This window comes from Lachnobacterium bovis DSM 14045 (genome assembly GCF_900107245.1).
Lineage (GTDB): Bacteria > Bacillota > Clostridia > Lachnospirales > Lachnospiraceae > Roseburia > Roseburia bovis.
This window is the reverse complement of record NZ_FNPG01000007.1, coordinates 76,015-102,860: the sequence shown is the minus strand read 5'-3', so window position 1 is coordinate 102,860 and position 26,846 is coordinate 76,015. Positions and strand designations below refer to the sequence as shown.

Here is a 26,846-nt window from a genome sequence, read left to right as displayed (position 1 = left end):
AATTCAATCGCTAAAAATTTTATGATATATAATATGTATAATGTTACAAGCGCCTTTAAATAATTATTAAAGCCAAGACAAATTTGCATAATAACACATAATTAGTCTTGCATTAATTTTTAGAAAACTCTTCTAAAATTAAACCTTCGTTACGATCTAAAGTCATTCCTATACTCCATTCATTAACAAATAATAACAATGGACGTTCTTTCATGTCTTTAACCTTCTTCATATCTGATGTACCTGAAAGAGTATCAATGTTGACGTCTTTTGGATTGCCAATCCAACGAATATACTCATATGGTAAGTTTTCTAATCTTATATCAACATTATACTCACTCTTAAGTCTGAATTTTAAAACATCAAACTGCAGAACGCCTACTACACCTACAATGATTTCTTCCATACCACCCTTGTATTCTTGAAAAATTTGAATGGCACCTTCTTGTGCAATCTGTGTTACGCCTTTTACAAACTGTTTTCTCTTCATTGAATCGATTAATGAACATCTAGCAAAATGCTCTGGAGCAAATGTAGGAATTCCCTCAAAAGAGAATTTATCTTTAGCTGTTGTCAAAGTATCACCTATAGAATAAATTCCAGGATCAAAAATACCTATAATATCACCTGCATAAGCTTCATCAACGATTTTTCTCTCATCAGCCATCATCTGTTGAGGCTGAGATAATTTAACCTTTTTATTGCCACCCTGAACGTGTGTAACTTCCATTCCAGCTGTAAATTTACCTGAACATATTCTCATAAAAGCAATTCTATCTCTATGATTTTTATTCATGTTTGCTTGAATTTTAAATACAAAAGCAGAAAAATCATTTGTAAATGGATCAATTAATCCTTTATCAGAATTTCTTGCCAACGGAGAATATGTCATTTTCAAAAAGTGCTGCAAAAATGTTTCTACACCGAAGTTGGTTAATGCTGAACCAAAGAACACTGGTGAAAGTTCACCTTTTGATACTTTTTCAATATCAAATTCAGCCCCAGCTCCATCTAAAAGTTCAATATCTTCTAATAGTTTTTCTTTAAATTCTGTTCCTATTTCTTCTTCAAGTACTTGATCATCAATGTCTATTTCTTTTTCCGTTCCTTCTTTTGTACCTTTTAATGTATCAGAAAAAGTCATAACTTTTTTAGTTTCTCTATCATAAACACCTTTAAATTGTTTACCTGAACCAATTGGCCAGTTAATAGGACATGTCTCAATTCCTAATTCATTTTCAATATCCTCTAACAAATCAAAAGTATCATTAGCATCTCTATCCATCTTATTGATGAATGTGAAGATTGGAATATGTCTCATCACACAAACTTTAAATAGTTTTCTTGTTTGCGCCTCAACACCTTTACTTGCATCAATTACCATTACAGCAGAATCAGCTGCCATAAGAGTACGATATGTATCCTCCGAGAAATCTTGATGTCCAGGTGTATCAAGAATATTAATGCAATATCCACCATAATTAAACTGTAAAACAGAAGACGTTACTGAAATACCTCTTTGTTTTTCAATTTCCATCCAATCTGATACAGCATGTCTAGCAGTTGCCTTTCCTTTTACGGAACCCGCCAAATTAATAGCACCTCCGTATAAAAGAAATTTTTCCGTTAATGTTGTCTTACCAGCATCTGGATGCGAGATTATGGCAAATGTTCTTCTTTTTTCAATTTCACTTCTTAAATTACTCACAATATCCTCCGAACTACATTTGATATTTTCTATTTACTACATTCTTTCTGGCGCAGAAAAACCTAATACATCAATACATTTTTCTAATACATCTTTTGTTAAAAGTAATAAAGCAATATATGATGTTTTTATTTCTTCATTTTCTTCAGCTAAAATTTTATTATTGTGATAAAAACTATTAAATGCATTTGCTAATTCATATATAAACGCACAAATTTTATGTGGTGCAACTTCTTCATATGCATTTTCCATTACAGCATTGAATTTTACAAGAGCCAACATTAAATCTTTTTCTGATTTAGAATGAGCTCCCTTAATTTTAGTTGCACACTCTTTTGCATCTTTTTGCTCAGCATTATATTTTGCTAAAATTGATTTAATACGAACTATTGTATATAAAATATATGGTCCCGTATTTCCCTCAAACGAAATAAATCTATCTATATCGAAAATATAATCTTTACTTGCCTGATTTGATAAATCTCCATATTTAATAGCTGCAAGAGCAACTTCTTCCGAAACCTTCTTTGCCTCGTTTTCATCAAAATCAATTTCTTCTTTGTTCTTTTTGTTCTCTAAGATTTTATTATACATCTGCTCATTAATGCTCTTTAAAAGATACTCTAGACGCATAACTCCACCTTCACGAGTTTTGAAAGGCTTACCATCTTTACCATTCATTGTACCGAAACCTAAGAATTTAAGTTCTGTATCTTTTCCTACAATACCTGTCTTCTTAGCACATCTAAATACCTGTGTGAAATATAATTCCTGTCTTTTATCTACTACATAAATTAGTTTAGAAGGATTATAATCTTTCATTCTCCATACCATTGTAGCAAGATCTGTTGTGTTATATAAAGATGCTCCGTCTGATTTAAGAATCATACATGGTGGAACTTCTTTAGTATCTGTTTCTTCTTTAACATCAACGACTAATGCACCATCACTGATATATGCAAATCCATCTTCCTTCATTTTTTTAACCATATCTGGAATATATGGCTGTGCATCAGATTCACCTTTCCATAAATCAAATGAAACATTTAATTTTTCGTAGTTTCTTTTCAAGTCAGTTACTGAAACATCTAAAATATGTTTAAGCAATGCTCTATAGCCTTTTCTTCCGCTTTGCAATTCAAAAGTTGCCTGCATCGCAGCTTCTTTGTATTTTGGATCTTCTTTTGACTTTCCACTAGCAGTTGGATAAATCTCTTCTAATTCTGAAATTGTAAATGGTGGTTCTGTTGGGTATTCGCCATCATACGAATCATCAAAATAAACCAATTCTGGCTTACGTAGTTTTAATTCAGTAATAATAAGACCCATTTGAAGTCCCCAATCGCCCAAGTGAACATCACCTATTACATTATTGCCCATAAATTTAGCCAATCGCTTAACACTTTCACCTATTACAGCAGAACGAAGATGTCCTACGTGAAGGGGTTTAGCAACATTTGGTCCGCCATAATCAACCATAATTGTAGAAGGATTAGAAACTTTGTCACATCCTAATCTTTCTTCATCTTTCTGCATTTTATTTAAATAATCTGCCAAATAATCATTGTTTAATTTCATATTCAAAAATCCTGGTTTGACAGAATCCACCTGAGAAAACATGTCATTTTCTGCTAATCTTTCTGCTACCTTATCTGCAATCATAAACGGTGCACAATGATATTCTTTAGCAGCTGCCATTGCTCCATTACATTGATATTCACATAAATCCGGTCTGTTAGATAAAGTAACTTTACCGTATTTTGAATCATAGCCGGCTTCAACAAAAGCTTTAACTACTTCTTCTGAAATTAAATCTATAACCTTAACCATTTTGGCCTCCTAATTTTTCTTGAATTTTAACATACTTTTTTTATTTTACTATAGGAATAAAACGATTGTCAATGTGAGATACATTTTTTTATAGAAAAGAAATAAAATCATTCATACAAATACCCTCCTTACTATTTTTTTAGTAAGAAGGGCAATTATCAATTAACAACAACTTTTATTTTATAGTTTTATTATGTACATTTGTCACCCTATATTCATCTATCCCATTTATCACACAATGCCTTTATCTGATCAGCAAATTTTGCCAAATCTTTATTTGCTACACCTTCATTTTTCATAATAACAGCCATCAAACGCTCCCCCATAGCAACAAGTCTTGCAAATACTTGTGATGAATATGTACGTTCTTTCTTTTTGTCACTTGTTTTTGCTTTTATCTTTTGACCTTTTTTTATGCACTCTCCTGTAAGTAAATCGTACGTATCACCACTATATGGTGCAATCGCAGAAAAACCGACTTCTCTAGTAATTGTATCTGCAAAAATATCAGTAACTTGATCTTGCCCATGTACAACAAATACTTTCTTTGGATGACTATCTTTAAATTGGCTTATCCATTTTATTAAATGATCTTTATCCGCATGCCCACTTATTCCAGGCAAATTCAAAATTCTTGCCCTTACATCAATTTCCTCACCAAACAATCTAACTTTCTTAGTGCCATTCAACAAACTATATCCAAGTGTTCCTGGTACTTGATAACCGACAAAAACAATCGTTGACTCTTTTCTCCAGAGATTATGTTTCAAATGATGCCTTATTCTTCCAGCCTCACACATTCCTGATGCTGAAATAATCACTTTTGGATTATCAATGAAATTTATAGCTCTTGAATCATCACTCGTTGTAGCCACTTTTAATTGAGGAAATTTAAGTGGATTAACTCCAGACATTATTAATTTACTTGCTTCTTTATTAAAACAATCTACTACATTTTTATGGAATATATTTGTTGCTTCAATAGCAAGTGGACTATCAATGTAAACCTCAAAATCTTCATATTCTGGCAAAATACTTTCAGTTTTTATTCTTCGTAAAAAATACAATAACTCTTGTGTTCTACCAACCGCAAAAGCAGGAATAACAACATTTCCGCCTTTTTCAAATGTGTCTTTAATAACCTTTGCCAACGCATATGCATAATCTACAGATACTTGATGATTTCTGTTTCCATATGTTGATTCCATTATCACATAATCGGCAGTTTTAATATATTCGGGATTCTTAATTAATGGTCTATTTCCACTTCCTATATCCCCTGAAAAAACAATTTTTTTTGTAATATACTTTTCATTTTCCATTAAATCTTGGACATATCTATTTTTATCTTCTTCCGTAATCCACATCTCAATTGATGAAGAGCCTAACAAGTGACCTGCATCTATAAATCTAACTTCTAAACCTTCAGTTATTTTTATTTTTTGATTATATTCACAAGGAATAAAAAAATCCATAACTCCCACTGCATCTTCTACTGTGTACATTGGGATTACTTTTTCTTTTCCGGCTCTTTTAGCTTTTCTGTTTTTCCATTCTGCTTCAAACTCTTGAATATGGGCAGAATCCTTTAACATAATGTTACATAATTCACATGTCGCTTTTGTTGCATAAATCTTACCTCTAAATCCATGATTATAAAGTAATGGCAATAATCCCGAATGATCAATATGAGCGTGTGTTATAAAAATATAATCAATTAATGTCGCATTTACAGGTATTTCTTGATTAACATAAATATCTGGTCCTTGCTCCATTCCACAATCTACTAAAATATTAATTCCGTTAAAACTAATATAGTGGCAACTTCCTGTTACTTCATGATCGGCTCCCAAAAACTCTAGTAACATAAACATCCCCCTCCTTGGCAATGCATTACCTTTATTTTGTATTTCGGAATCTCTTTTTTGATAAAATATAGAATTTTTGTTATATTTTTATAATTTCGAAAACAATAAAAAATAAAATTTTAAATATTAATATAAAGTTTTATTTTTAAATGTTAAATTTTATATCAACAACCATCCTTGTTGTACTAATCTATAATTTAGCAGGTGATTAATTTTTCTTGTTACTACAACAAAACTCCAAAATATGACAAATCATACTTTGGAGTTATTATTTCTTATTTTCTAGAACTTTTTAAAAAATCTGGAATACTAATTTCAACCGGTGAAACTGTACTTTCTGGTTGACGTGGTTTCTGTAATGAACCGTATACAGAATCTTGCGAATTATTGTTATATGCCGAAGTATTATTTGAACGCATATTTCCAACATTACCTACAGAATCTGAACCAAAACCATAATTAACACCTGATGGGCGCGAATTCTGTTGTGAATAAGCATTCTGTGGTTGAGAATATCTGACAAATCCATTTGAATTAGCACTATTGTTAGCCGAAGCTCCACCCATTGCACCAATTCTTACTCTATCTGCATCAACTTCCTCTAAGCCAGTAGCAATTACTGTAATAATTGTTTCATCTGTCATAGATTCATCATATTTAGCACCAAAAATTATATTAGCATCTGAACCTGCAAGTTCTTCGACATATGTAGCAGCATCATTTGCATCAACTAATGAAATATCACCTGAAATATTAATAATTACATGTGATGCGCCGTTAATCGTAGTCTCTAATAATGGAGAAGCCACAGCAAGTTTAACAGCTTCGATTGCTTTATCATCTCCCTTAGCTGTACCAATACCGATATGTGCTAATCCTTTATCTTTCATTACAGTCTGAACATCTGCAAAATCTAAGTTAATTAAAGATGGAACATTAATCAAATCTGTAATTCCCTGTACTGCCTGTTGTAAAACCTCATCTGCCTTCTTTAAAGCATCTGGCATAGTTGTTCTTCTATCAACAATCTCTAATAATTTATCATTTGGGATTACAATTAATGTATCTACACTGTCTTTAAGTCTATCAATTCCACCAACAGCATTAATCATTCTTTGTTTAGCTTCAAATCTAAATGGCTTAGTAACTACGCCGACAGTAAGGATTCCTTGCTCTTTAGCAATTTTAGCCACTACTGGTGCAGCACCTGTACCAGTTCCGCCACCCATTCCACATGTAACAAATACCATGTCAGCATTCTTAATTGCCGCTGTCAATTCTTCTGCACTTTCTTCTGCAGCTTTTTGTCCAATCTCAGGTTGAGCTCCAGCGCCTAACCCTTTAGTTAATTTTTCTCCAATTTGAATTAATGTTGGTGCTTTGCATAATTGTAGAGCCTGAGAATCTGTATTAACACCTATAAATTCTACACCTTCAATATTCTCATCTACCATTCTATTAACAGCATTATTACCAGCGCCACCTACACCAACTACTATTATTTTTGCGCTAGCATCTGTCTCAGTTTGTTTAATTTCAAGCAAAGTCCATCCTCCTCTTTCTCTCCCGTATTATAAATATGGATTCAGTTTCCACAATGTGAATAACGTTTGCTTACCCCTTATATTCAATAATAGAAACATCCATAGCGCCTGTTATTTTAATATTTTTTTACCAACAAACACCTATATAAATAATAATATAATTTTTTCCAAAAATAATCAACAATAAATTGTTCATTTTATCTAATTATTTAATATAATCAAGTCGATAAACACTATTGAGTCTTTTCAAAAATAATATTACTGTCCCCACTGTTCCACTTATCTAAGTGTAACACACCTTTCATATTATTTAAAGACTTCAATATCTGACAAAGACGTTCTATTTTAGGAGTGTATTCAACTGTTTTTCCTAAAGGAACTTCTACATCCTTATATTTTAAACTAGGAGTGTCATCTTTTAAGTATACTATCAGGTCTGGTGGAATTTTATATTTTTTTAAAGATCTAGTAAGTGCCAGCAAATCCTTCAATTTACTTGATGCTACTGGTAACTTTTCATATTGCACAACTTTTGCGCACGATAACCCATCCACCTTTGGGACGTTAGGAATTATTCTTTTTGACAACTCTATTACTATTCCATCTTTATCAAAATAAGCATTTGAATCTATCGCAGGAATATAAATATATCCTAACATCTCCTTTTCACAAACATTAATCTTTAGTGTTGTCGGATTAACCATTTTTATGTTCATTTTATCAATAAATGGAGTATCTTTTGTATTCGTCATCCGATATTTTATAAAAACATAAAGTGTATTCCAACTATTACTATCATTCAAAACAACTTTTTTTATTTTCTCGTTGTCATATAATGTATTGCCCTCTATCTCGACTTTTTTTAACTTAAAAACAGAGCACAAGACAATAAAAATCACAAGCAATACCATAACAATTCCCAAAAGAATTTTTAATGGTTTGGGAATTGAATATAGATTTACTGCTTTACTTTTTGACTCCACGTCATTACCAATTCCATTATAATTTATTTTGTTAATTTTGTGTTTATCACTTTTATCATTATCTTTTTTTGTTGTTGTATCATCTAGTGCAAGATTTTCTATTTCTTCAATTTTTATTTTTTTTCGCATAATCTAGATACCTCATAAAAACCTAATTCTGAAATTTTATTCCTCTTGATACTGACAAAACTAATCCCATCTCCGCAATCAAAATAATGATTGAAGTACCTCCATAACTTACAAACGGTAACGTAACACCAGTATTTGGAATTGTATTTGTTACTACAGCTACATTTAGTACAACTTGTAAAGCTATATGTGCCATTACCCCAACAACAATAAGTGTTCCAAATAAATCTGGTGCATTATTAGCTATAATCATCATTCTCCAGATTAGCAAGACAAATAATACTACTAAGCAAATAGCTCCAAATATTCCCAATTCTTCACATATAATTGAAAAAATCATATCATTTTGAGCCTCTGGTAAACGTCCCATTTTTTGCATACTTTTTCCAAGACCTTTTCCCAAAAAGCCTCCTGAACAAATTGCATATAAACCTTGTAATGTTTGTTCTCCTTTTGCTCCAGCTTTTTCAGGAGATAACCATGCTTTTAATCGATCACCTCTATACGATTGAAGCTTAATTGCAGCTATTCCTAGAATTGAAAGGAAACCACAAACTGCAAATATTTGTTTTGATTTTTTTATCACCACATAAATCATAACAAGTGCTATACCAACCACGATAAGAGCAGTACTTAAATTTGAAATAACAATTTCTACTACAACAACTGAAACCGTAACCAATGCTTTAATTACGTATTTTACATCTTTTGCTTCTTTCGCAGTTCTTTCAAGGAAATATGCCATCCAGATAATTACACAAACTTTTGCAATTTCTGACGGTTGTACTGTAAAACTTCCAAAACCAATCCATCGTCTTGAACCATTTCTTACAATACCAATTTTTGGTACAAAAACCAAACAGCATAAAAATGTAGCAAAACACAATAAGGGGAAAGCCCATCTTCTTAATGCTTTATAGTTTATTTTCATTACAAAATACATCAATATAAATCCTATAACAACTGATCGAATTTGTTTTTTCATATAAAACATAGGATCATTAAATTTATTTAAACCTGTATAATAACTTGTACTATAAAGCATTATCAATCCAAAACAAATCAAAAAAAACATTATGAATAAAAAATTATAATCTAAATAATTTTTCATGGTATTTGGTTTTATTTTATCATTTATTCTCGATTTATATTTGGAATTTCTTGCTTTTCTAATTATCTCTTCGTCTGTTAATGCTCTTGTTGTTGGCACAGTTCGAGTACTGGTAATGGCCCTTGAAGTTGTTCTTTTTTTTGATGCAGTTGCAGCTTTCCTTGAAGCTACAACTTTGTTTTTTTTACTCTTTATACTCGCCATAACAGTCCCCCTGACTTTAATCACAGAAATTATTTACTAATTCTTTAAATATTCTACCTCTTTCTTCATAATTAGCAAACATTCCCCAACTTGCACATGCTGGTGATAGTAAAACAGCATCTCCATTTACTGCATTATCGTGACAATAATTCACTGCTTCTTCAAACGTGTCAAGTAATACTACATCATTAAAATTATGTTTTTTTGCACATTCAGCAATTTTTTCTTTTGTTTGTCCAATAAGAACTAATTTTTTTACTTTACCCTCAAAGCTTTCAATCCATTCATCATATTCTGAATCTTTATCATATCCTCCTCCAATTAAAAATGTTGGACGATTCATTGCCTGTATTCCTTTAATAGCAGCATCCGGATTAGTTCCCTTTGAATCATTGTAATATTTTACACCTTTTTTCTCTGTAACATATTCAATTCTATGTTCAACAGCTTGAAATGTCTTTAATACTTCAATGATTTTATCTTCTGGCACACCCATAGCAGACGCTACTGCACTTGCCGCCATAACATTTTCAAAGTTATGAACACCTAATAAATTAAGTTCATCAACCTGAATAAATCTCTTAGCTACACCATTTTCTGCTTTATAAATAACATCATTTTCTAAATAAAATCCGTTATCAAGTTTTCTTTGACTGCTAAAGAAAACAACTTTATTCTTTAATGTTTTACCAAACTCACGTAAAACCTCATCTTCATAATTAAGAACCGTCACATCATTCTCTTTCTGATTCTTTGTAATAGCTTCTTTTGCTTCTATATAGTTTTGCATTGTATGATGTCTATTTAAATGATCTGGTGTAATATTTAAAATTGCAGTTACTTTTGGTGCAAATTCATGAATTGTCTCTAATTGAAAACTACTAATTTCTGCAATAGTAACTGTCTTCTCTGTTGTATCTTTTGCAACTGATGTGTAAGGAATTCCTATATTTCCAACTACTTTTACATCATTATAATAATTCTTCAAAATTTCTCCTGTTAAAGCAGTTGTTGTTGTTTTTCCATTTGTACCTGTAATAGCACCAATTAATCCTTTTGAAAAATAATACGCAAGTTCAATTTCGCCCCAGATGCTAATTCCATTGTCTCTCATTTCATTTACAAATGGCAAATCGGTTGGAACACCTGGACTTAATACAGCAACATCAAATTCTTTGATTTTATCTCCCAGTTCACCTAATATAATAGGAACTTCTTTTAATTTTGGTGCTCTTTCATAAAGCTTATTTAAATCTAAATCTTTATTACCGTCAAACAATGTAGCTTGAACGCCTTTTCCAATTAATAATTCTGTGGCAGCTATTCCACTTATACCTGTACCAACTACTAAAACTTTATTATTTTCTAATTTCATTTTGACCTCCAGTTAAAAACAAATTTATAAATTTTACTCTATTGTTGAGCTTGGTTTGCTTGTTCTTGGGCTGCAGCCTCTTCTTGTTGACGCTTAGCCTCTTCTTGTTGTTCTTGATTTTGTTCCTCACCTGTTTGCTGATTATTATCACCTACATCAGATGATTCAATTGGCAAATCAGCTGGCTGACTCTGTTGCTGTGGTGCTGATTTTGGCGCAATTGCTCCATTTCCTATTACAGATTTATCAGCATTTGCTCCAGTCTGTGCCTCATCCATATATACTCCAAGATATGGAAGTGATTCTTTTAGTATTTCTCTAGCTATGTTTTGAGCATATGTACTGTGTGGTTGATTATCAGAATTTGGTTCATCAACAATACAATAAATGATAACCTTAGGATTATTCTGCGGTACATAGCCCATAAAGGACACTAAATAATTATGTTTACCTCGAGGTAATTTTTCAGCTGTTCCTGTCTTACCTCCCATTGAATATCCATCAACCTTTGCTGTTTTACCCGTTCCTCCATCTATTACATGATAAAGGTACTCCCTAACCTGATCACTAGTTGACTTAGAAATCGTCTGTCTAAGAATACTATTATCTACTTCTGAAATAGTATTGTTCTTTGAATCTATAGTTTTCTTTACCACATGTGGTTGGTAATAGCTTCCCCCATTAATTACACTTGAAAAAGCAGAAACCATTTGAATCATTGTACAATTATAGTTTTGCCCAAAAGCATTTGTTGCCAAATCAACCGGTGTCATTTTATCTGCAGTTCTAATCAATCCCTTATTCTGAACCTCACCTGGTAAATCTATGCCAGTTTTTTGATACATTCCAAATAATTTCATGTATTTTTCAAATCTTTCTTTTCCTATAAGATACGACATTTGCATCAAAGAATCATTACACGAATTCATAAGAGCCTGTTGAACCGTTTGTACTCCATGATGGCTTTCACATTTGATTCTTGTATTTCCAAATGTCTCACCACCATCACAATAAAATGTCATATCTTTTGTCACAGCACCAGTTTCCAATCCTGTTGCTACTGTAAGAGGTTTTTGGATCGAACCAGGTTCATATGTGTAGTTCACGCAGAAATTTTGCCACAATTTATTTAAATTATCCATTTTAGTTTCTTCTGACATTGCATTAATTTCATCTTGACTATAATATGCTGTTAAATCTCTTGGATTATTTAAATCAAAATTAGGATAATTTGCCATAGCCAAAATTTCACCATTATTTGGATTCATCATAATAACTGCTGTATGTTTACTACCAGTTCCTGGATGAGCATTATTAGCATATGCATCATTAAATTCTTTTATTTTTTTCTCAACAATTGATTGTAAATTAACATCAATTGTAGTAACAATTGATTTACCATCTTTAGGCTCCACAATTGCTTTTTCAAGATTATCTGACGATTTAAGATAACCATATTCTCTTCCGTTTACACCATTTAAAGTACTATTATATTGATTTTCTAATCCTATTGTTCCAACATTACCTGATGAAGAAAATCCAATAACAGAACTTGCCAAAGAACCATATGGATATTTTCTTTGGTAATGTTTTTCGAACCATATGCCTTTAATATTCTTTTTATCTTTTGAGTCCTTTTTTAGTTTTTCAAATGCTTCTTTTTTATCTTTCGTTTGCTGCTTTAATAAAACAACATATCTGCTGTTTTTCTTTTCTTTGAGAATCTGATTAACTTGATTTTCATCTAATTCTTCAAATACCCTCTTTAAAACTTCTAAAGTTTTGCTTTTAACTATTTTATTAGAATTAATTACGGAACAATCCATAATTACACTATAAACAGGCTCACTAGTAGCAATAATTGTTCCATTTCTATCGAGAATATCTCCCCTTCTAAATGGAATAATCTTACTACCATAAGCCTGTTGGTCTAGTACGATTTTCTCATATTCATCTTTGTTTTTTATATTTAAATAAATAATTCTGACTATTAATCCAAATAAAATCAGCATCAACGCTCCAAATAAAAAAACAAGTTTTTTTCTCATTTTTTTATTAAACTTTGGGCGAACACGCTTTTTCCTTACTCGTCCTGCCACTTTTAAAATCTCCTATTTTTCTGGTATTTTGCTATATTGGTTCATATAATTGCTTGACTCCACAGAATATGTAATTATTTGATCTGGTCGAGCATTTTTCATTCCATATTCGTTTATAGCCACCTCTTTAATATGATTTAAATCAACAGAAGATTCTATTTTTTTGTATTTTTCATCGTTATCTACTTTTAATTCGCTATAAGTACTTTGCAATTTTGTCATTTGTTTCTTATTATCATTCAACTTAACCTGCTCACGAACATATAATGTAGTAAATATTGCACCTACTAAAACACAAATCGCTAAAAACAAAACATATGAAGCACTCATAAACATTGCTTTTTCTCGATTACGTCTTACTGCATTTCTCCTTGTTCGTTTACGACGTATACCCTCTCGTTCTTTTCGTCTTTTCTCCTCGCTTGGATCATATGCAGGTGAAACATGCCTTACAACGTTTCCATCTACTGAATACTTTCGAGAATTCTTAGTTTTAGTATATTTTCTTTTGTGAGAACTTGCTCTACTCTTCTCCATATTATCTACTCCTTTTTTGCTTACGAAAAAACTTTTCCGCTCCCCCTATATTCATATAAATAATTATATATATAATTATATTAAGTCAATTATTTGTCAATTCTGTGAAAAACTCTTAGTTTTGCACTTTTAGATCTTGAATTTTCTATTAACTCTTGTTCTGATGGAAGAATAGGCTTTCTTGAAACAACCTTTCCTTTCGATTTCTTTCCACAAACACATACTGGAAATTCTCTCGGACAAGTACAAGGATTTTCATTCTTTTTAAAGGCTGATTTAACAATTCTATCCTCTAAAGAATGGAATGTAATAATACAAATCCTACCATCATTATTTAATAGGTCAATCATATCATCCAAATTATTTTTTAAAACATCTAATTCATGATTCAACTCTATTCTAATTGCTTGATACGTTCTTTTAGAAGGATGACCTCCTGTTTTTTGTATCTTTTTAGGAATCGATGCACTTATTATTTCATTAAGTTCACCAGTTGTTTCTATTGGTTTTACCTGTCTTGCCTGACAAATATGTTTTGCAATATTTTTTGCAAATCTATCTTCTCCATAATCTCTAATGATTCTAAACAATTCTTTTTCACTGTAGTCATTTACTATGTCTCTAGCTGTTAACTGCTGTCTATCATCCATTCTCATATCTAATGGAGCATCCTCAACCCTATAAGTAAAGCCGCGTTCAGGTGTGTCAAGTTGGTAAGATGAAACTCCTAAATCTAGAACTATCCCATCAACCTTATTAATTCCAATTTCCTCTAATACATTTTTCATATTAGAATAATTGTTTCTTATAATTGTAACTTTATCTTTATAATCAGCCAATCTTTCACTTGCAGCATTAATTGCTGCCTGATCTTGATCAATACCGATTAATCTGCCTTTTTCACCTAATCTTTTGCATATTTCTAACGAATGGCCACCACCGCCAAGCGTTCCATCTACATAAATTCCATCTGGTTTTATATCTAAATTATCTATTGTTTCATTTAATAAAACGGAATAGTGTTTGAATTCCATTCTTAACCTCTTTTCTATCTTTTCTTATTCTAATTCTAAATGAATACCATAAATTATATTGAAAGTCCAAGTTCAGCCATCTGCTCTGCGACTTCATCCATATCTTCGTAATCATTATCTTCTTGCCATTTATCTTTATCCCAAATTTCTACTCGAGTTAAAACACCGACGAAAATCACATCTTTTTTTAGCTCTGCATATTCTCTTAAGCTATTTGGTACTAGTATTCTTCCTTGTTTATCAAGTTCACACATAGCAGCCGATGCGAAAAAGAATCTAGTAAACTTTCTTGCCCCCTTAGTAGTTAGTGGTACCTGGCGAAACTTTTCTTCAATGTTTTTCCATTCTTCAACTGAATATACGAACAAACATCCATCTAAGCCTTTTGTCACAACGAACGAATTGCCCAATTGTTCTCTAAATTTAGCTGGTACAATCATCCTACCCTTCGAATCAATTGTATGGCTATATTCGCCCATGAACATAAGTCTCACCTCGCTTCAAACATAACTATCTGATAAATAGTTCGGTTATTGTATCATATAATTTACCACTTTCTACCACTTTCTATAAATATTATACCACTTTTCTCCACTTTTTAATATATTTTATTATTTTTTTTGATATTTTAAAAAAATGATTGATTTTGAGCATTAAAAAAGCATCCTTTTTAAGGATGCCTTTGAAAATCTTTTATGATTCTGTTTCTACTACTTGCTTTTTCTTGAAAAAAATCAAATATACATTCAACGCAATTGACACAACTGCTAATAGTACCGCAACTAGCATTGAAACTGGATATTTTATATAAGGAATCAAAAGTTGATCTGTCCTTAATGACTCTATCCAAAATCTTCCAACTCCATATCCTAGTAAATAGAGCAAGAATATCTGTCCTTCAAACTTTTTATGTTTCAAAAATAACAACAAAGCAACTAACAAGCACAAATTCCACAAAGATTCATATAAGAAGGTTGGATGTACCTGTATATAAACTATACCCTCTTTTGTGATTGTATGGTTTAACATCTGTTTTGTCACATCAGAGCTTCTAACAGCATCTAATGGTAGCTGCATAGCAAAAAGTCCGTTTGTATAATCGCCAAATGCCTCTCTGTTAAAGAAATTGCCCCATCTACCAATCACTTGTCCTAGAATCAATCCAAAACAAGCAGTATCGCACATTAATGGAAATGACAATTTTTTTACATGTGCAAAAACATATGTAGTAATAATTGCTGCTATTACTCCACCATAGATAGCCAATCCACCATTTCTTATATTAAAAATACTTAACAAATCGTCCTTATAAATATCCCATCTAAATACAACATAATAAAGTCTAGCACCAATAATTGAACATATTATTGCATAAATAGCCAAATCGTAATAATCATCTGGATTCTGTCCTGTTTTTTTAGCAATATGACTTGCTAATACTATTCCTGCCAGCATTCCTATCACAATCACAATTCCATAATATGCAATAGTAAAACCCTTAATATCAATCATCTTGCCCACTCCATGAAGCCATATATGAAGATGAGGAAATATAATATTTTGATTCAATCTTTACCCTCTTTTCTTTTATCACACTAAATCCAAATTCAAAAAATCCACCTATATTCTTAAAACAACATACTTCCCGTACTATATAATTTATTCTCAACTTGAGCTCTCTGCACTAATATCAGTAATTTTTTAGCAACTAGATAATTAACAACAACTATAAATTCTATATCACAAAATATTCCTGCATCTTGTTTCGAATACAATTTATGCATTTTTCTAATCTCATTAAAAACCTCTTCCACATTTCTCGCTCTTATTATTTCCGGCAAAATATTACAAGCATGTTCAGTTTTTAAATAACGTCTTAGCATCTGTTTTAAGATTTCCTCATACTCACAATGATCTTTCATATTTCCTTTATAAAAATCATTATGTGGATATGTAAAATAATCTGAGACATAATGATTAACCTCTCCTAACATCATTGCTCTTTTTCTATCCGTTAACTTATCATCAAATACTAAGCTCACTGCATATTGCTCTAAATCATCAATTGTACCATTAATTTCATGCCTCTTGTACAAAAAAGATATTCTCAAATCTGGTAAAACATTACCAAATCTGTACGCCATTTTATATTTACTAATAAACGAATTTGGACTAGTTTTAATTAAAAAATTCGATAATGCCAAATGTGATTTTTTACGCAATTTTTTCTCCTTTCAAAAATGCATCGCCCATAGTTTAAATACTGATTATCTATATACATTCTATCCATATAGTTTAAATATCTATATAATTATACATAATCTCTTTTATCTGTTAAAAACTCTAACAGAAACTATTCTAATATCTAAATATGACATTTTCAATTAATGAAAGGAGAAAAATTATAAATTTTCCATAAACTCTATGTTAATGATTAATAAATCTATTAACTATATTCACTAATAAACTTTATTAACAATAACTATGAAAAACATTTAAAGCAGAAGAATTTAATTATTTTGATTCTTCAACAACTTCTTCTCTAATTTCTTTTGTATCAATTTCTTTGCAAATCTGCTCGATGAATTCATCAAGTGGTTTAACACCTTCATCACCTGCAAATCTACTTCTTACAGATACTGTTCTAGCCTTTTCTTCTTCAGCACCTACTACTAACATGTAAGGTAATCTTTCATTTCTAGCTTCTCTAATCTTATATCCTAATTTTTCTGATCTGCTATCAACTGTTACATCAACATGTCTTGCTTTAAGTTCTTTAGCAACTTCATCTGCATAATCAATATATTTTTCTGATAGTGGTAAAACTCTAACCTGTTCAGGACATAACCATGTTGGGAATTTACCAGCATATTTTTCAATTAACCATGCAAGAGTTCTTTCATAACATCCCATTGATGTTCTATGAATGATATATGGACGTTTCTTTTCACCATTCTTATCAACATAATACATATCATAACGTTCTGCCAAGAACATATCTAACTGAATTGTAATCATTGTATCTTCTTTACCGTATACATTCTTAGCCTGAATATCAAGTTTTGGACCATAGAATGCTGCTTCGCCAGCTGCTTCTGTGTACTCTAAACCGATTTCATCTAAGATTGTTCTCATAGCATTTTCTACACGATCCCAATCTTCATTTGATCCAAGATATTTATCTGGGTTTTCAGGATCCCATTTTGACATACGATAAGTAACATCATCTTGAAGTCCTAATGTTGTTAAGCAATATTTAGCAAGTTTAACACAGTTTTTAAACTCTTCATCTATTTGTTCTGGTGTACATACTAAATGTCCTTCTGAAATTGTAAATTGACGTACACGAGTCAAACCATGCATTTCTCCAGAATCCTCGTTACGGAATAATGTTGATGTTTCACCCATACGATATGGCAAATCACGGTAGCTCTTTTGACGAGCTTTATATACATAATACTGGAATGGACAAGTCATAGGACGGAGTGCATATGTATCAGCATCAGCATCATGTTCTATCAAGCTCAAATCCTGTACTCCACGGATCTCTCTTCCTCCTTGACGTTTTGCTTCCTCTTCTGTCAACTCAGTATCGCTCATAACAAACATACCATCTTTATAGTGATACCAGTGATCTGAGATTTTATATAGAGTAGATTTTGCCATTAAAGGAGTACGTGTACGTACATATCCCCATTCATTATCCTCTAAATCTTCAATCCAACGCTGTAATTTTTGAATCATTTTTGTTCCCTTAGGCATGAATAATGGAAGTCCCTGTCCAATTACATCAACCGTAGTAAACAAATCCATTTCACGGCCAAGTTTATTATGATCTCTCATTTTTGCGTCTTCTAATTTCTTTAAATATTCTTTTAATTCATCTTTTTTATTAAAAGCTGTACCATAGATTCTTTGTAATCTTGCTTTTTTCTCGTCTCCACGCCAGTAAGCCATTGAAGAAGAGATTAATTTAAATGCTTTTACACCTTTTGTACTCATCAAGTGTGGACCTGCACATAAATCTACAAAATCTCCTTGATCATAGAAAGAAATAACTTCATTATCACCTAATTCTTCGATAAGTTCTACTTTATATGGTTCATCTTTTTCTTTCATAAACTTGATTGCTTCATCTTTTGGCAAAGTAAATCTCTTGATTTCTTTTCCTTCTTTGATGATTTTTTTCATTTCTTTTTCAAGATTATCTAAAGCTTCTCTTGAAAATGGTTCTGCATCAAAATCATAATAGAAACCATCATCTATAGCTGGTCCAATAGTAATTTTTGCTGTTGGATATAATCTCTTAACTGCTTCAGCTAAAACATGTGCTGCAGTATGTCTGATTACTTTAAGACCTTCTTCATCAGATGCTGTAATAATATTTAAATTACAATCCTTCTCTAATTCTGTTCTAAGATCAACTACTTTACCATCAACTTCACCTGCACAAGCAACTCTAGCAAGGCCCTCACTGATATCTTTTGCGATTTCGTAAACTGTCATTTTTGATTCATATTCTTTAACTGAACCATCTTTTAAAGTAATTTTCATTTCTGTCTCCTTTCGCCAACATCTTGGACTTATCTCTATTTAAAATAATCTAGAAAATCCATCTAGGGACCTATACCGCATTAAATTCTAGATAAAATAAAAAAGCCCTGATACCTCAAAAAAAGGTATCAGGGACGTAAATACGCGGTTCCACCCTGAATTGCTATGAAAAATATTTCTGCACAATTATCATTCGTTGCATAACATCTATACAACACAATATTGCACATGTAAAATAACATAGCCTCTCATTTGATTATAACGGAATCACCGGACCTGATTGGGGTCACTCAGAGTTGGTCTTCAAATAGCTTATTGTAAAGATACTCGCACCAAACGTATCTCTCTCTGTTACATTCCACTACTCTACTCTTCTCTTCATCGTTTTGTTAATATAAAAATATCTACCTAGTATGATACTCCCATTTCAACAAAATGTAAAGAGAAACTTTTTATTTTTTAAATCTATTACTAATATAATTATTATTTATTTTTCTGAATGGCACCATGGCAGTATTTATATTTCTTACCAGAACCACATGGACATGGATCATTTCTACCAATTTTTTTACCAACAACAACTGTTTTTGATTTCTTTTGTTCAAGGTATAATCTATGCTGTGTCTCTTTATCATAAATATTGTCCCACATAGGTAAATTATAGAGCCAATCTGCCTGTGCATCTACCATGTTTTTATATAATTTTTCCTTATCAAAATGTAAATTAACAACATCGTCTTCTTCTAATTCTTCGACTTTATTTGGAATAATTAAACTATCATTGATTCCGTCAAGGAAACCAATCATCTCAACTGTAGATAAACCATATTTTTCAGCTAATTCTTTAACTGTTCCTTCTACTTTTTCGTCAGGATTAGAAAGAAGCTTCTCATAAACGCTCTTTTCTAGTGCAAAATAATTTTGCCAGAATCTTTGTAGTTCCCCTTTGTCTGCCTTTTCATTATAGGCTTCACTGTACCATCTCTTGTATAATGTCATCTTTTTACCACCTTTTATTATGTCTTTTAATATTCACACTTTTCGTGTGTTTAATTAAGTTCATTATAGCAATTTTTATCATTTTATTCAATACTTCTTCCCGTTTCTTTAAATACTTCACTAACATTTCTTGACTCTGAAGTTTTTTTTTCGTATTATTATACAATAAAGCGAAGAATAATTTATAGCAAATTAATTTTTTATGCTATTTTTTTATATTATTCATTTTTATATTATTGAGCACACTCTAAACTTTTAAACACGAAAGGATACACTATGAAAAAAACAAAACAAGTTTTAGCCATTTTAGGCATTATCATTTTAGTTCTTCTTTATTTAAGCACTATATTTTGTTCGGTTTTTGACAATTCAAAAAAACAAAGCTTTTTTGCAGCATCCATTTTTGCTACATTTATTATCCCAGTTTTAATTTGGACGTACACTTTCATTTACAAAATTATTACTAAAAAAAATGATGAATTAGACGACTTGCGAAAAAAAGTAGAAGAAAAAAGAAATAATTCCAAAGATAAATTTTAAGTATAGATTAAATTCAAAACATAAATTTAATTCTATAATACAGTTTTATTTTTTGAAATTCAGTTATTCTTTTTAACAGCGTAAGCATTATTAAAGCCAATTCAAAAATAATCAAAAACCAGGTAAAGCTATACTGATATTTATCAGTGCTCCGCTCCACCTGGTTTTTTATATTGCTTTTATAATCCTTATATTATATGTTGCATAAATCATATATGTTGCATTTGTATCCGTTACATTTTTGCTTATACTACATTTTTGTTATATATTCGTTATATTTTTTGCTTATATTGTATTTTGTATTTGTTAAAATCTGTAAAAAATATTTTTTTGCAAGGAAAGAATAATACAAAGATTTCATAAATCTATTTCAAATAATTCAGTCTATTTTAGAATTATTTTAATTTAGATTCTCTATAAATGATATCTTCTCTACCTGGTCCATTTGAAACCATAGTAATTGGATAGCCAATTTGTTCCTCAATAAATTCGATATATTTGCGACAGTTTTCTGGCAACTCGTCATAATTCTTTATTCCTCTAATATCGCATTTCCAGCCTGGTAATTTCTTAATAACTGGTTTAGCTTTTTCAAGAAGATGAGTTACAGGGAAATCTGTTGTTTCTTTTCCATCTACATCATAAGCTACACATACAGGAATTTCGTCCAAATATCCTAATACATCAAGAACTGTGAACGCAACATCTGTTGTACCTTGTAATCTACATCCATATTTTGATGCAACACAATCGAACCAACCCATTCGTCTTGGTCTACCTGTTGTAGCACCAAATTCACCACCGTCTCCTCCACGACGACGTAATTCATCAGCCTCATCACCAAAGATTTCGCTAACAAATGCACCAGCACCTACTGCTGAAGAATAAGCTTTACAAACTGTAATAATCTGTTTTATATCGTATGGAGCTAATCCCGCACCAATTGCTCCGTATGAAGCTAAAGTAGATGAAGATGTAACCATTGGATAGATACCATGATCTGGATCTTTTAATGTACCCAACTGACCTTCAAGAAGAATTGTTTTTCCTTCTTTATTGGCATTCTCTAAAAATGTTGCTGTATCACATACATATGGAGCTATCATTTCTCTGTATGAATGTAATGTTTCTAATAATTCGTCTTTATCAATTAATGGTTTATGATATAAATGCTCAAGTAATACATTTTTCAATGCAACTACTCTTTCCACTTTTTCTTTTAAAACTTCTTCATCGAATAACTCATTAACCTGAAATCCGATTTTAGCATATTTATCTGAATAAAATGGTGCAATACCTGATTTTGTTGAACCAAATGATTTACCACCTAAACGTTCTTCTTCATATTGATCGAATAAAATGTGATAAGGCATAACAATTTGTGCTCTATCAGATACTTTGATTTTAGGCATTGGAACATTTCTATCAGTAATAGATTTAATCTCTTCAAATAAAATAGGAATGTTTAGTGCAACACCATTACCGATCACACTTGTTGTATGGCTATAAAATACACCAGATGGTAATGTATGTAATGCAAACTTACCATAATCGTTTACAATAGTATGTCCTGCATTTGCACCACCCTGAAATCTTACGATAATATCAGCTTCTTTTGCAAGAGTATCTGTAATTTTACCTTTTCCTTCATCGCCCCAATTGGCTCCAACTACTGCTTTAACCATTTTTTGTCCTCCTAAATCTTCCAACACTGTGAAGTGTTTCGAACAGTGTCTTCAAACAAACTACTTAATTTTAAAATAGAAAACGGCAAGTGTAAAAACAACTCGCCGTCCTTACTTAATGATTATAGAACAAAAAATATCATAAGTAAAATTATGTTTTTTTATAATGTAAATAATCTCTGCTTATATCCAAAGTTTATTTCAAATAATTATTATCTAACATTGCTGATATCAGTTCTTTGGCTGCAGTTGACATAGGTAATTTTTCATTTAATACAATACAAAACTTACGTTTAGGAATTTCTTCTTCAAATTTAAGTTCAAAAAGTTCTCCATTTTCTAATTCTTCTTTTGCGAAATCTTCTACAACACTTGCAATTCCGAGATTACGTTTTGCAAATTGAACTAACATATCACTTGTGGCTAATTCAAATTCTGGCTTTAATTTAGCGCCAAATTTTTTCAAATATGAAGTAACATATTGTCTCGTTGAGGTATGACCTTCTAAACACATTGTAGACATTTTTTCTAAATCTTTATACGAAATCTTTTTGCCCTTCAAATCACTAAATCTGTTTCCTGCTACAAAAATATCTCTTATCTCTTTCACAGGTATCTTCTTTATATTACTTGCATCGTTAAACGGTGTACTTACAACACCAAAATCGATTTCGCCATCTGACAAACACGAAATTGTCTCTGGTGTTGGTGCATTAGTAACTGTAACCTTAATTTCAGGATGCAACTCATGAAATTTTTCTAAATAGGAAAGTATATAATATTTCAAAGTCATATCACTTGCACCTATCCTAATCTCTCCACTTTCCAAATTAAGCATTTCATTGAGCCTTTTATCACCCGCAAGTATAGTTTCGTATCCTTTTTTTACGTAGGAAAACAAAACTTCTCCTTCCGCCGTAAATCTTACCCCTTTAGGAACCCTAGCAAACAATTTGCATCCGTATGCCTGCTCTATATTTTTTATTGCCTGACTAACAGCCGGTTGCGAAATAGATAATTCCTCAGCTGCCAAAGTAATACTCTGTTTCGTTCCCACATAATAAAATATTTTATAATATTCTAAATTTATATCCATAAAAAATAATATAACCTTCTTAAATTTTTAATTTACATTTGATTTTTTATGCTTCTACTTTTTTTGAATAAGCAACAGCTAAAGAACCTGGTCCGATATGACAAGCTATACACAATGATAGTGGATCCATTTTCACTTCTATTCCAGGAAATGCATTTTCTACTTCTTCTTTAAAAGCCAAAGCATCCTCTAGATTATGTGAATATGCTACCTGAATATACATATTTTTTCCTTCAGGATCATTATATTTCTTTTCAAAATCATCTTTAATTGCTTTAATCATTGTAGATTTAGCCTGTTTAACTGTACGTGCTTTAGAAAAAGCATCTAATTTATCACCCTGAATCTGTAAAACTGGTTTAATCTTTAGTAATGTTCCAATTGCTGCTGCAGCTGCTGTGATACGTCCACCCTTTTTTAAATAGGATAATGTGTCAACCATGATATATATTGCCGAATCATGAGCTGTTTTTTCAAGAATTTCTTTAATTTCTGCAGCGTTTTTGCCTTGTTCTGCTAATTCAACTGCATCATAAATTGATCTTTTTAAAGTAACTGATACTCGTTTATTATTTACTACCTGAACTTTACCATCATAATCTTGTGATAACATTATCGCTGTTTCGCATGAACTACTTAATCCTGCTGATAAAGGAATATATACAACCTCATCATACTTTTCAAGTAACTCATCCCACTTGTCTGTAACATCACCTAACAATGGCATAGATGTTTTTAACTCAACACCTTCTTGTAATTTCTTATAAAAATCGTCTTGTGTCAAATCCACATCTTCGTATTTTATTTCACCATTAATATAAAATGGTAATGGTACAATTTCAACGCCAATTTTCTTAGCTTCTTCTTGTGTAAACGCACAACTACTATCTGTAACAACAACTACTTTACTCATTCTTCCTCCATCTCGCCTATCACTATTTTTACTAAGTTTCAATTTATTATTTCCAATGTTTTATCCATCATTTTTGCTCTTTGGATAATGTGTCATTTGCATTTAGTTTCCATTATTGTAAAATAACACTTTTTCAGTATAACATAAAACATCGAAAAAAAAAAGAATTTTTGCCCATTTTTGCGTGTTTATGTATTAGAACTGAGATAAAAGTAATTGATTACAAATTTTATTTTAATCGTATCAACAAATAATAGTTTTCTTTTCTTTTACATGTAGTATTCAAAACCACTTGGTTATAATTTGGAATATCCAAATCCATTAACCATTGCATCAATTTTAATTTTTTTCTTACAAAATGGACACGCATCTGCAGGATACGCTGGATAATATGCATAACCTGGCACATCATCAGCATCAAATAATGATTCAACAGGTATTCCTTCAACCTGTTTTATAATTCCAAATACTGACATTATATTTTCTACAATTCCGCCATAATATCTAACACATTCTAAACATTTTTTTATAGTTTCACCTGTTGTCGTATTTGCAAAAAGCAACACAACATGCTTGTTTTCTATTGCACCCTTATTATTGTCCCTAAAAATCATTTGATTATTAGAATTATACTCAGGGGTAATTATATAATGCGTTTGATGTAAATTTGTTGATAAAAAATGTCTTGATTCTAATTCTTGACTCAAAAAAGCTCCAATAACCTCTGTTCCATCCATACAAATAATTGTATCAATATAAACACTTGTATTAATTTTTGAATAAAAAAGCTTCGCTGCTTCCATTGCTTCATTCGCTCTTGTCTTAATACTTGTTACATCTACATAATAATTGATATGAGCTGTACTTGTTGCAAAATGTCCTGGAATTGCATGAAGTGCAAGTTTATTGCTCTCTTTTGAATAAAACTTAACCATGCGATCTTCCATTCTTTCTTTTTTTTCTGTTTCCATAGTATGCTCCTTCCAAAAAAGCTTGCATAAAAATGCAAGCTTTTATATTTTTATAGTATAACTTTAATAGACTTTCTCAAGATGCTTTCATTGTAGCAATATCATATGTATTCTATATTTTAATTATAACTACATTTGTCTGAATATTCAATTATTTTTTAAATTATTTAGCAAATTAGATGCATACAAAAACTTAATAAATATTATTATTTGATGCCAGTACTTCCAAAACCGCCTCTATCTTGGTCTGATAGGTGTTCTGTCTGTTCAAAAACAATCTGAGGTTGATTTTGAACAATTCTAAATTGACAAATTCTATCATTTACATGTAAAACAACATCTCTAGTTGCCAATACTGGCATTCTCCACATATCATTATCTCCACAATATGAGCCATCAATCACACCCATACTATTTGTTTGAATTAAGCCAAAATTCTTAAATGTTGAACTTCTTGGTACTAAATGTGCCTCATATCCATCTGGCAATTTCATAGCAACACCTAATGGAATTAATTTAAAATCACCTTTTTTTAACTCAACTTCTTCAGAAACTCTAAGATCAATCCAATCAGATTTTCCCTCAATGTAAGTTAATTTTTCTATTTCTTCCGAAAAATATTTTATTAATATTTTCTCCACTTTATTTCTCCCATTCTAAAACGCTGTTTTCACTTCTTTTATCTCTTAACATCAAATCCGTAACCGCATCTTTTGCTTTCTTATCTTCAAATAATACTTTATTTACTTCTTTGATAATAGGAAGCTCAACATCATATTTTTTTCCTAAAGCTAAAGCTGCTTTTGCAGAGAAAATACCTTCTACTACCATTTTTACTTCTTTAGTAGCTTCATCCATTGTATATCCTTGACCAATCAACATGCCCGCTTTTCTATTTCTACTATGCTTGCTTTCGCATGTAACAATCAAATCACCAATACCTGTTAAACCATATAGTGTTTCCATATTGGCACCCATTTTAGAAGCTAATCTACTGATTTCTGCTATTCCTCTTGTAATAAGTGCTGCTTTTGTGTTATCTCCATAACCTAATCCATCTGCCATACCTGCTGCAAGAGCAATTACATTTTTTAATGAGCCACCTAATTCCATTCCTAAAATATCTGGACTAGTATAAACTCTGAAAACCTCATTCATAAATGTATCCTGAATAGTCTCTGCTATCACTTTTTCTTTAGCACCTGCAACCAATGTTGTTGGGAGACCTGCTCCAACTTCCTCTGCATGAGATGGTCCACACATTACTGCAACCTGTGCAACTGGAATCTCCTCAGTAACAATTTCAGCTAATGTTTTAAGAGTTTTATCTTCAATTCCTTTTGCTACACATACTACAATTTGTCCTTTTTTAACATATGGAGCCATTGTCTTAGCAGTGCTTCTTGTAAATACAGATGGAACCGCTAAAATAATGATTTCTTTTTCATCAATAGCCTCTTGAATACTAGTTGTATATTTGATGCTATCTGGCAATTTAACACCTGGTAGCTTATCAACATGTTCTTTTTTTTCTTTTAACATCTTGATTTCGTCTTCCACAATTGACCATACTACAATATCATGACCATTATCTGCAAGGACTTTTGACAATGCAATGCCCCAGCTTCCTGCTCCTATAACACCTATTTTTCTCATTATTTTATTA

Annotated in this window: 22 protein-coding genes and 1 other annotated feature; of the genes, 1 reads left to right on the top strand and 21 read right to left on the bottom strand. The window is 31.3% G+C overall.

What is annotated here, in order from left to right; genetic code table 11:
* Positions 1 to 112 precede the first annotated feature (112 nt).
* From BLV79_RS03355 to BLV79_RS03285, 15 genes are all read right to left on the bottom strand, one after another.
* Complete coding sequence (locus BLV79_RS03355) at positions 113 to 1,708, bottom strand: peptide chain release factor 3 (RefSeq protein ID WP_074716178.1); 1,596 nt, start codon at positions 1,706 to 1,708, stop codon at positions 113 to 115.
* Positions 1,709 to 1,744: 36 nt separating this feature from the next.
* A complete protein-coding gene (gene argS / locus BLV79_RS03350; protein WP_074716176.1) occupies positions 1,745 to 3,538 on the bottom strand; it encodes an arginine--tRNA ligase in 1,794 nt (597 codons plus the stop codon).
* A 215-nt stretch (positions 3,539 to 3,753) separates the two neighbouring features.
* The gene (locus BLV79_RS03345; RefSeq protein WP_074716175.1) at positions 3,754 to 5,406 is read right to left on the bottom strand and encodes an MBL fold metallo-hydrolase RNA specificity domain-containing protein; all 1,653 of its coding nucleotides are present in this window, start codon (positions 5,404 to 5,406) and stop codon (positions 3,754 to 3,756) included.
* A 275-nt stretch (positions 5,407 to 5,681) separates the two neighbouring features.
* Positions 5,682 to 6,950 (bottom strand): cell division protein FtsZ, encoded by a 1,269-nt coding sequence (gene ftsZ / locus BLV79_RS03340; protein WP_074716173.1) that lies wholly within the window; start codon positions 6,948 to 6,950, stop codon positions 5,682 to 5,684.
* 233 nt (positions 6,951 to 7,183) lie between these two features.
* Positions 7,184 to 8,062 (bottom strand): cell division protein FtsQ/DivIB, encoded by an 879-nt coding sequence (locus BLV79_RS03335; RefSeq protein ID WP_083354420.1) that lies wholly within the window; start codon positions 8,060 to 8,062, stop codon positions 7,184 to 7,186.
* Between the two features lie 22 nt (positions 8,063 to 8,084).
* Positions 8,085 to 9,377 (bottom strand): putative lipid II flippase FtsW, encoded by a 1,293-nt coding sequence (gene ftsW, locus BLV79_RS03330; protein WP_242871421.1) that lies wholly within the window; start codon positions 9,375 to 9,377, stop codon positions 8,085 to 8,087.
* Between the two features lie 16 nt (positions 9,378 to 9,393).
* Positions 9,394 to 10,752, bottom strand: a complete 1,359-nt coding sequence (murD, locus tag BLV79_RS03325) for a UDP-N-acetylmuramoyl-L-alanine--D-glutamate ligase (RefSeq protein ID WP_074716171.1) — start codon at positions 10,750 to 10,752, stop codon at positions 9,394 to 9,396.
* Between the two features lie 38 nt (positions 10,753 to 10,790).
* Positions 10,791 to 12,851, bottom strand: coding sequence for a peptidoglycan D,D-transpeptidase FtsI family protein (locus BLV79_RS03320; protein ID WP_074716169.1), 2,061 nt, complete (start codon positions 12,849 to 12,851; stop codon positions 10,791 to 10,793).
* A gap of 12 nt (positions 12,852 to 12,863) precedes the next feature.
* The gene (locus tag BLV79_RS03315) at positions 12,864 to 13,388 is read right to left on the bottom strand and encodes a hypothetical protein (protein ID WP_074716167.1); all 525 of its coding nucleotides are present in this window, start codon (positions 13,386 to 13,388) and stop codon (positions 12,864 to 12,866) included.
* Positions 13,389 to 13,477: 89 nt separating this feature from the next.
* A complete protein-coding gene (gene rsmH, locus BLV79_RS03310) occupies positions 13,478 to 14,422 on the bottom strand; it encodes a 16S rRNA (cytosine(1402)-N(4))-methyltransferase RsmH (protein WP_074716166.1) in 945 nt (314 codons plus the stop codon).
* 53 nt (positions 14,423 to 14,475) lie between these two features.
* Complete coding sequence (gene mraZ / locus BLV79_RS03305) at positions 14,476 to 14,907, bottom strand: division/cell wall cluster transcriptional repressor MraZ (protein WP_074716164.1); 432 nt, start codon at positions 14,905 to 14,907, stop codon at positions 14,476 to 14,478.
* A gap of 208 nt (positions 14,908 to 15,115) precedes the next feature.
* On the bottom strand, positions 15,116 to 15,991 hold the full coding sequence (gene lgt, locus BLV79_RS03300) for a prolipoprotein diacylglyceryl transferase (protein WP_074716162.1): 876 nt from the start codon (positions 15,989 to 15,991) through the stop codon (positions 15,116 to 15,118).
* Positions 15,992 to 16,050: 59 nt separating this feature from the next.
* On the bottom strand, positions 16,051 to 16,644 hold the full coding sequence (locus BLV79_RS03295) for a zinc dependent phospholipase C family protein (protein ID WP_074716160.1): 594 nt from the start codon (positions 16,642 to 16,644) through the stop codon (positions 16,051 to 16,053).
* Between the two features lie 292 nt (positions 16,645 to 16,936).
* Positions 16,937 to 18,976: a threonine--tRNA ligase gene (thrS, locus tag BLV79_RS03290; protein WP_074716158.1), complete on the bottom strand. Its 2,040-nt coding sequence runs from the start codon at positions 18,974 to 18,976 to the stop codon at positions 16,937 to 16,939.
* 127 nt (positions 18,977 to 19,103) lie between these two features.
* Positions 19,104 to 19,367, bottom strand: a binding site (T-box leader).
* Between the two features lie 92 nt (positions 19,368 to 19,459).
* A complete protein-coding gene (locus BLV79_RS03285) occupies positions 19,460 to 19,975 on the bottom strand; it encodes an SEC-C metal-binding domain-containing protein (protein WP_074716156.1) in 516 nt (171 codons plus the stop codon).
* 276 nt (positions 19,976 to 20,251) lie between these two features.
* On the opposite strand from BLV79_RS03285, the gene BLV79_RS03280 reads away from it, so the two are divergent.
* Entirely contained in the window at positions 20,252 to 20,515 is a 264-nt protein-coding gene (locus tag BLV79_RS03280) for a hypothetical protein (RefSeq protein WP_074716155.1), read from the top strand.
* Between the two features lie 395 nt (positions 20,516 to 20,910).
* On the opposite strand, the gene BLV79_RS03275 is transcribed toward BLV79_RS03280, so the two are convergent.
* From BLV79_RS03275 to BLV79_RS03250, 6 genes are all read right to left on the bottom strand, one after another.
* Positions 20,911 to 22,200 carry an adenylosuccinate synthase gene (locus BLV79_RS03275; protein WP_074716153.1) on the bottom strand — a complete coding sequence of 430 codons (1,290 nt, stop codon included), beginning with the start codon at positions 22,198 to 22,200 and terminating at the stop codon, positions 20,911 to 20,913.
* 196 nt (positions 22,201 to 22,396) lie between these two features.
* On the bottom strand, positions 22,397 to 23,296 hold the full coding sequence (locus BLV79_RS03270) for a LysR family transcriptional regulator (protein WP_074716151.1): 900 nt from the start codon (positions 23,294 to 23,296) through the stop codon (positions 22,397 to 22,399).
* Between the two features lie 46 nt (positions 23,297 to 23,342).
* Complete coding sequence (locus BLV79_RS03265; protein WP_074716149.1) at positions 23,343 to 24,209, bottom strand: DegV family protein; 867 nt, start codon at positions 24,207 to 24,209, stop codon at positions 23,343 to 23,345.
* A gap of 296 nt (positions 24,210 to 24,505) precedes the next feature.
* Entirely contained in the window at positions 24,506 to 25,180 is a 675-nt protein-coding gene (locus tag BLV79_RS03260) for a type I phosphoribosyltransferase (protein WP_242871420.1), read from the bottom strand.
* Between the two features lie 206 nt (positions 25,181 to 25,386).
* Entirely contained in the window at positions 25,387 to 25,821 is a 435-nt protein-coding gene (locus tag BLV79_RS03255; RefSeq protein WP_074716147.1) for a dUTP diphosphatase, read from the bottom strand.
* A 1-nt stretch (position 25,822) separates the two neighbouring features.
* Positions 25,823 to 26,836, bottom strand: a complete 1,014-nt coding sequence (locus tag BLV79_RS03250; RefSeq protein ID WP_074716145.1) for an NAD(P)H-dependent glycerol-3-phosphate dehydrogenase — start codon at positions 26,834 to 26,836, stop codon at positions 25,823 to 25,825.
* Positions 26,837 to 26,846: the final 10 nt, after the last annotated feature.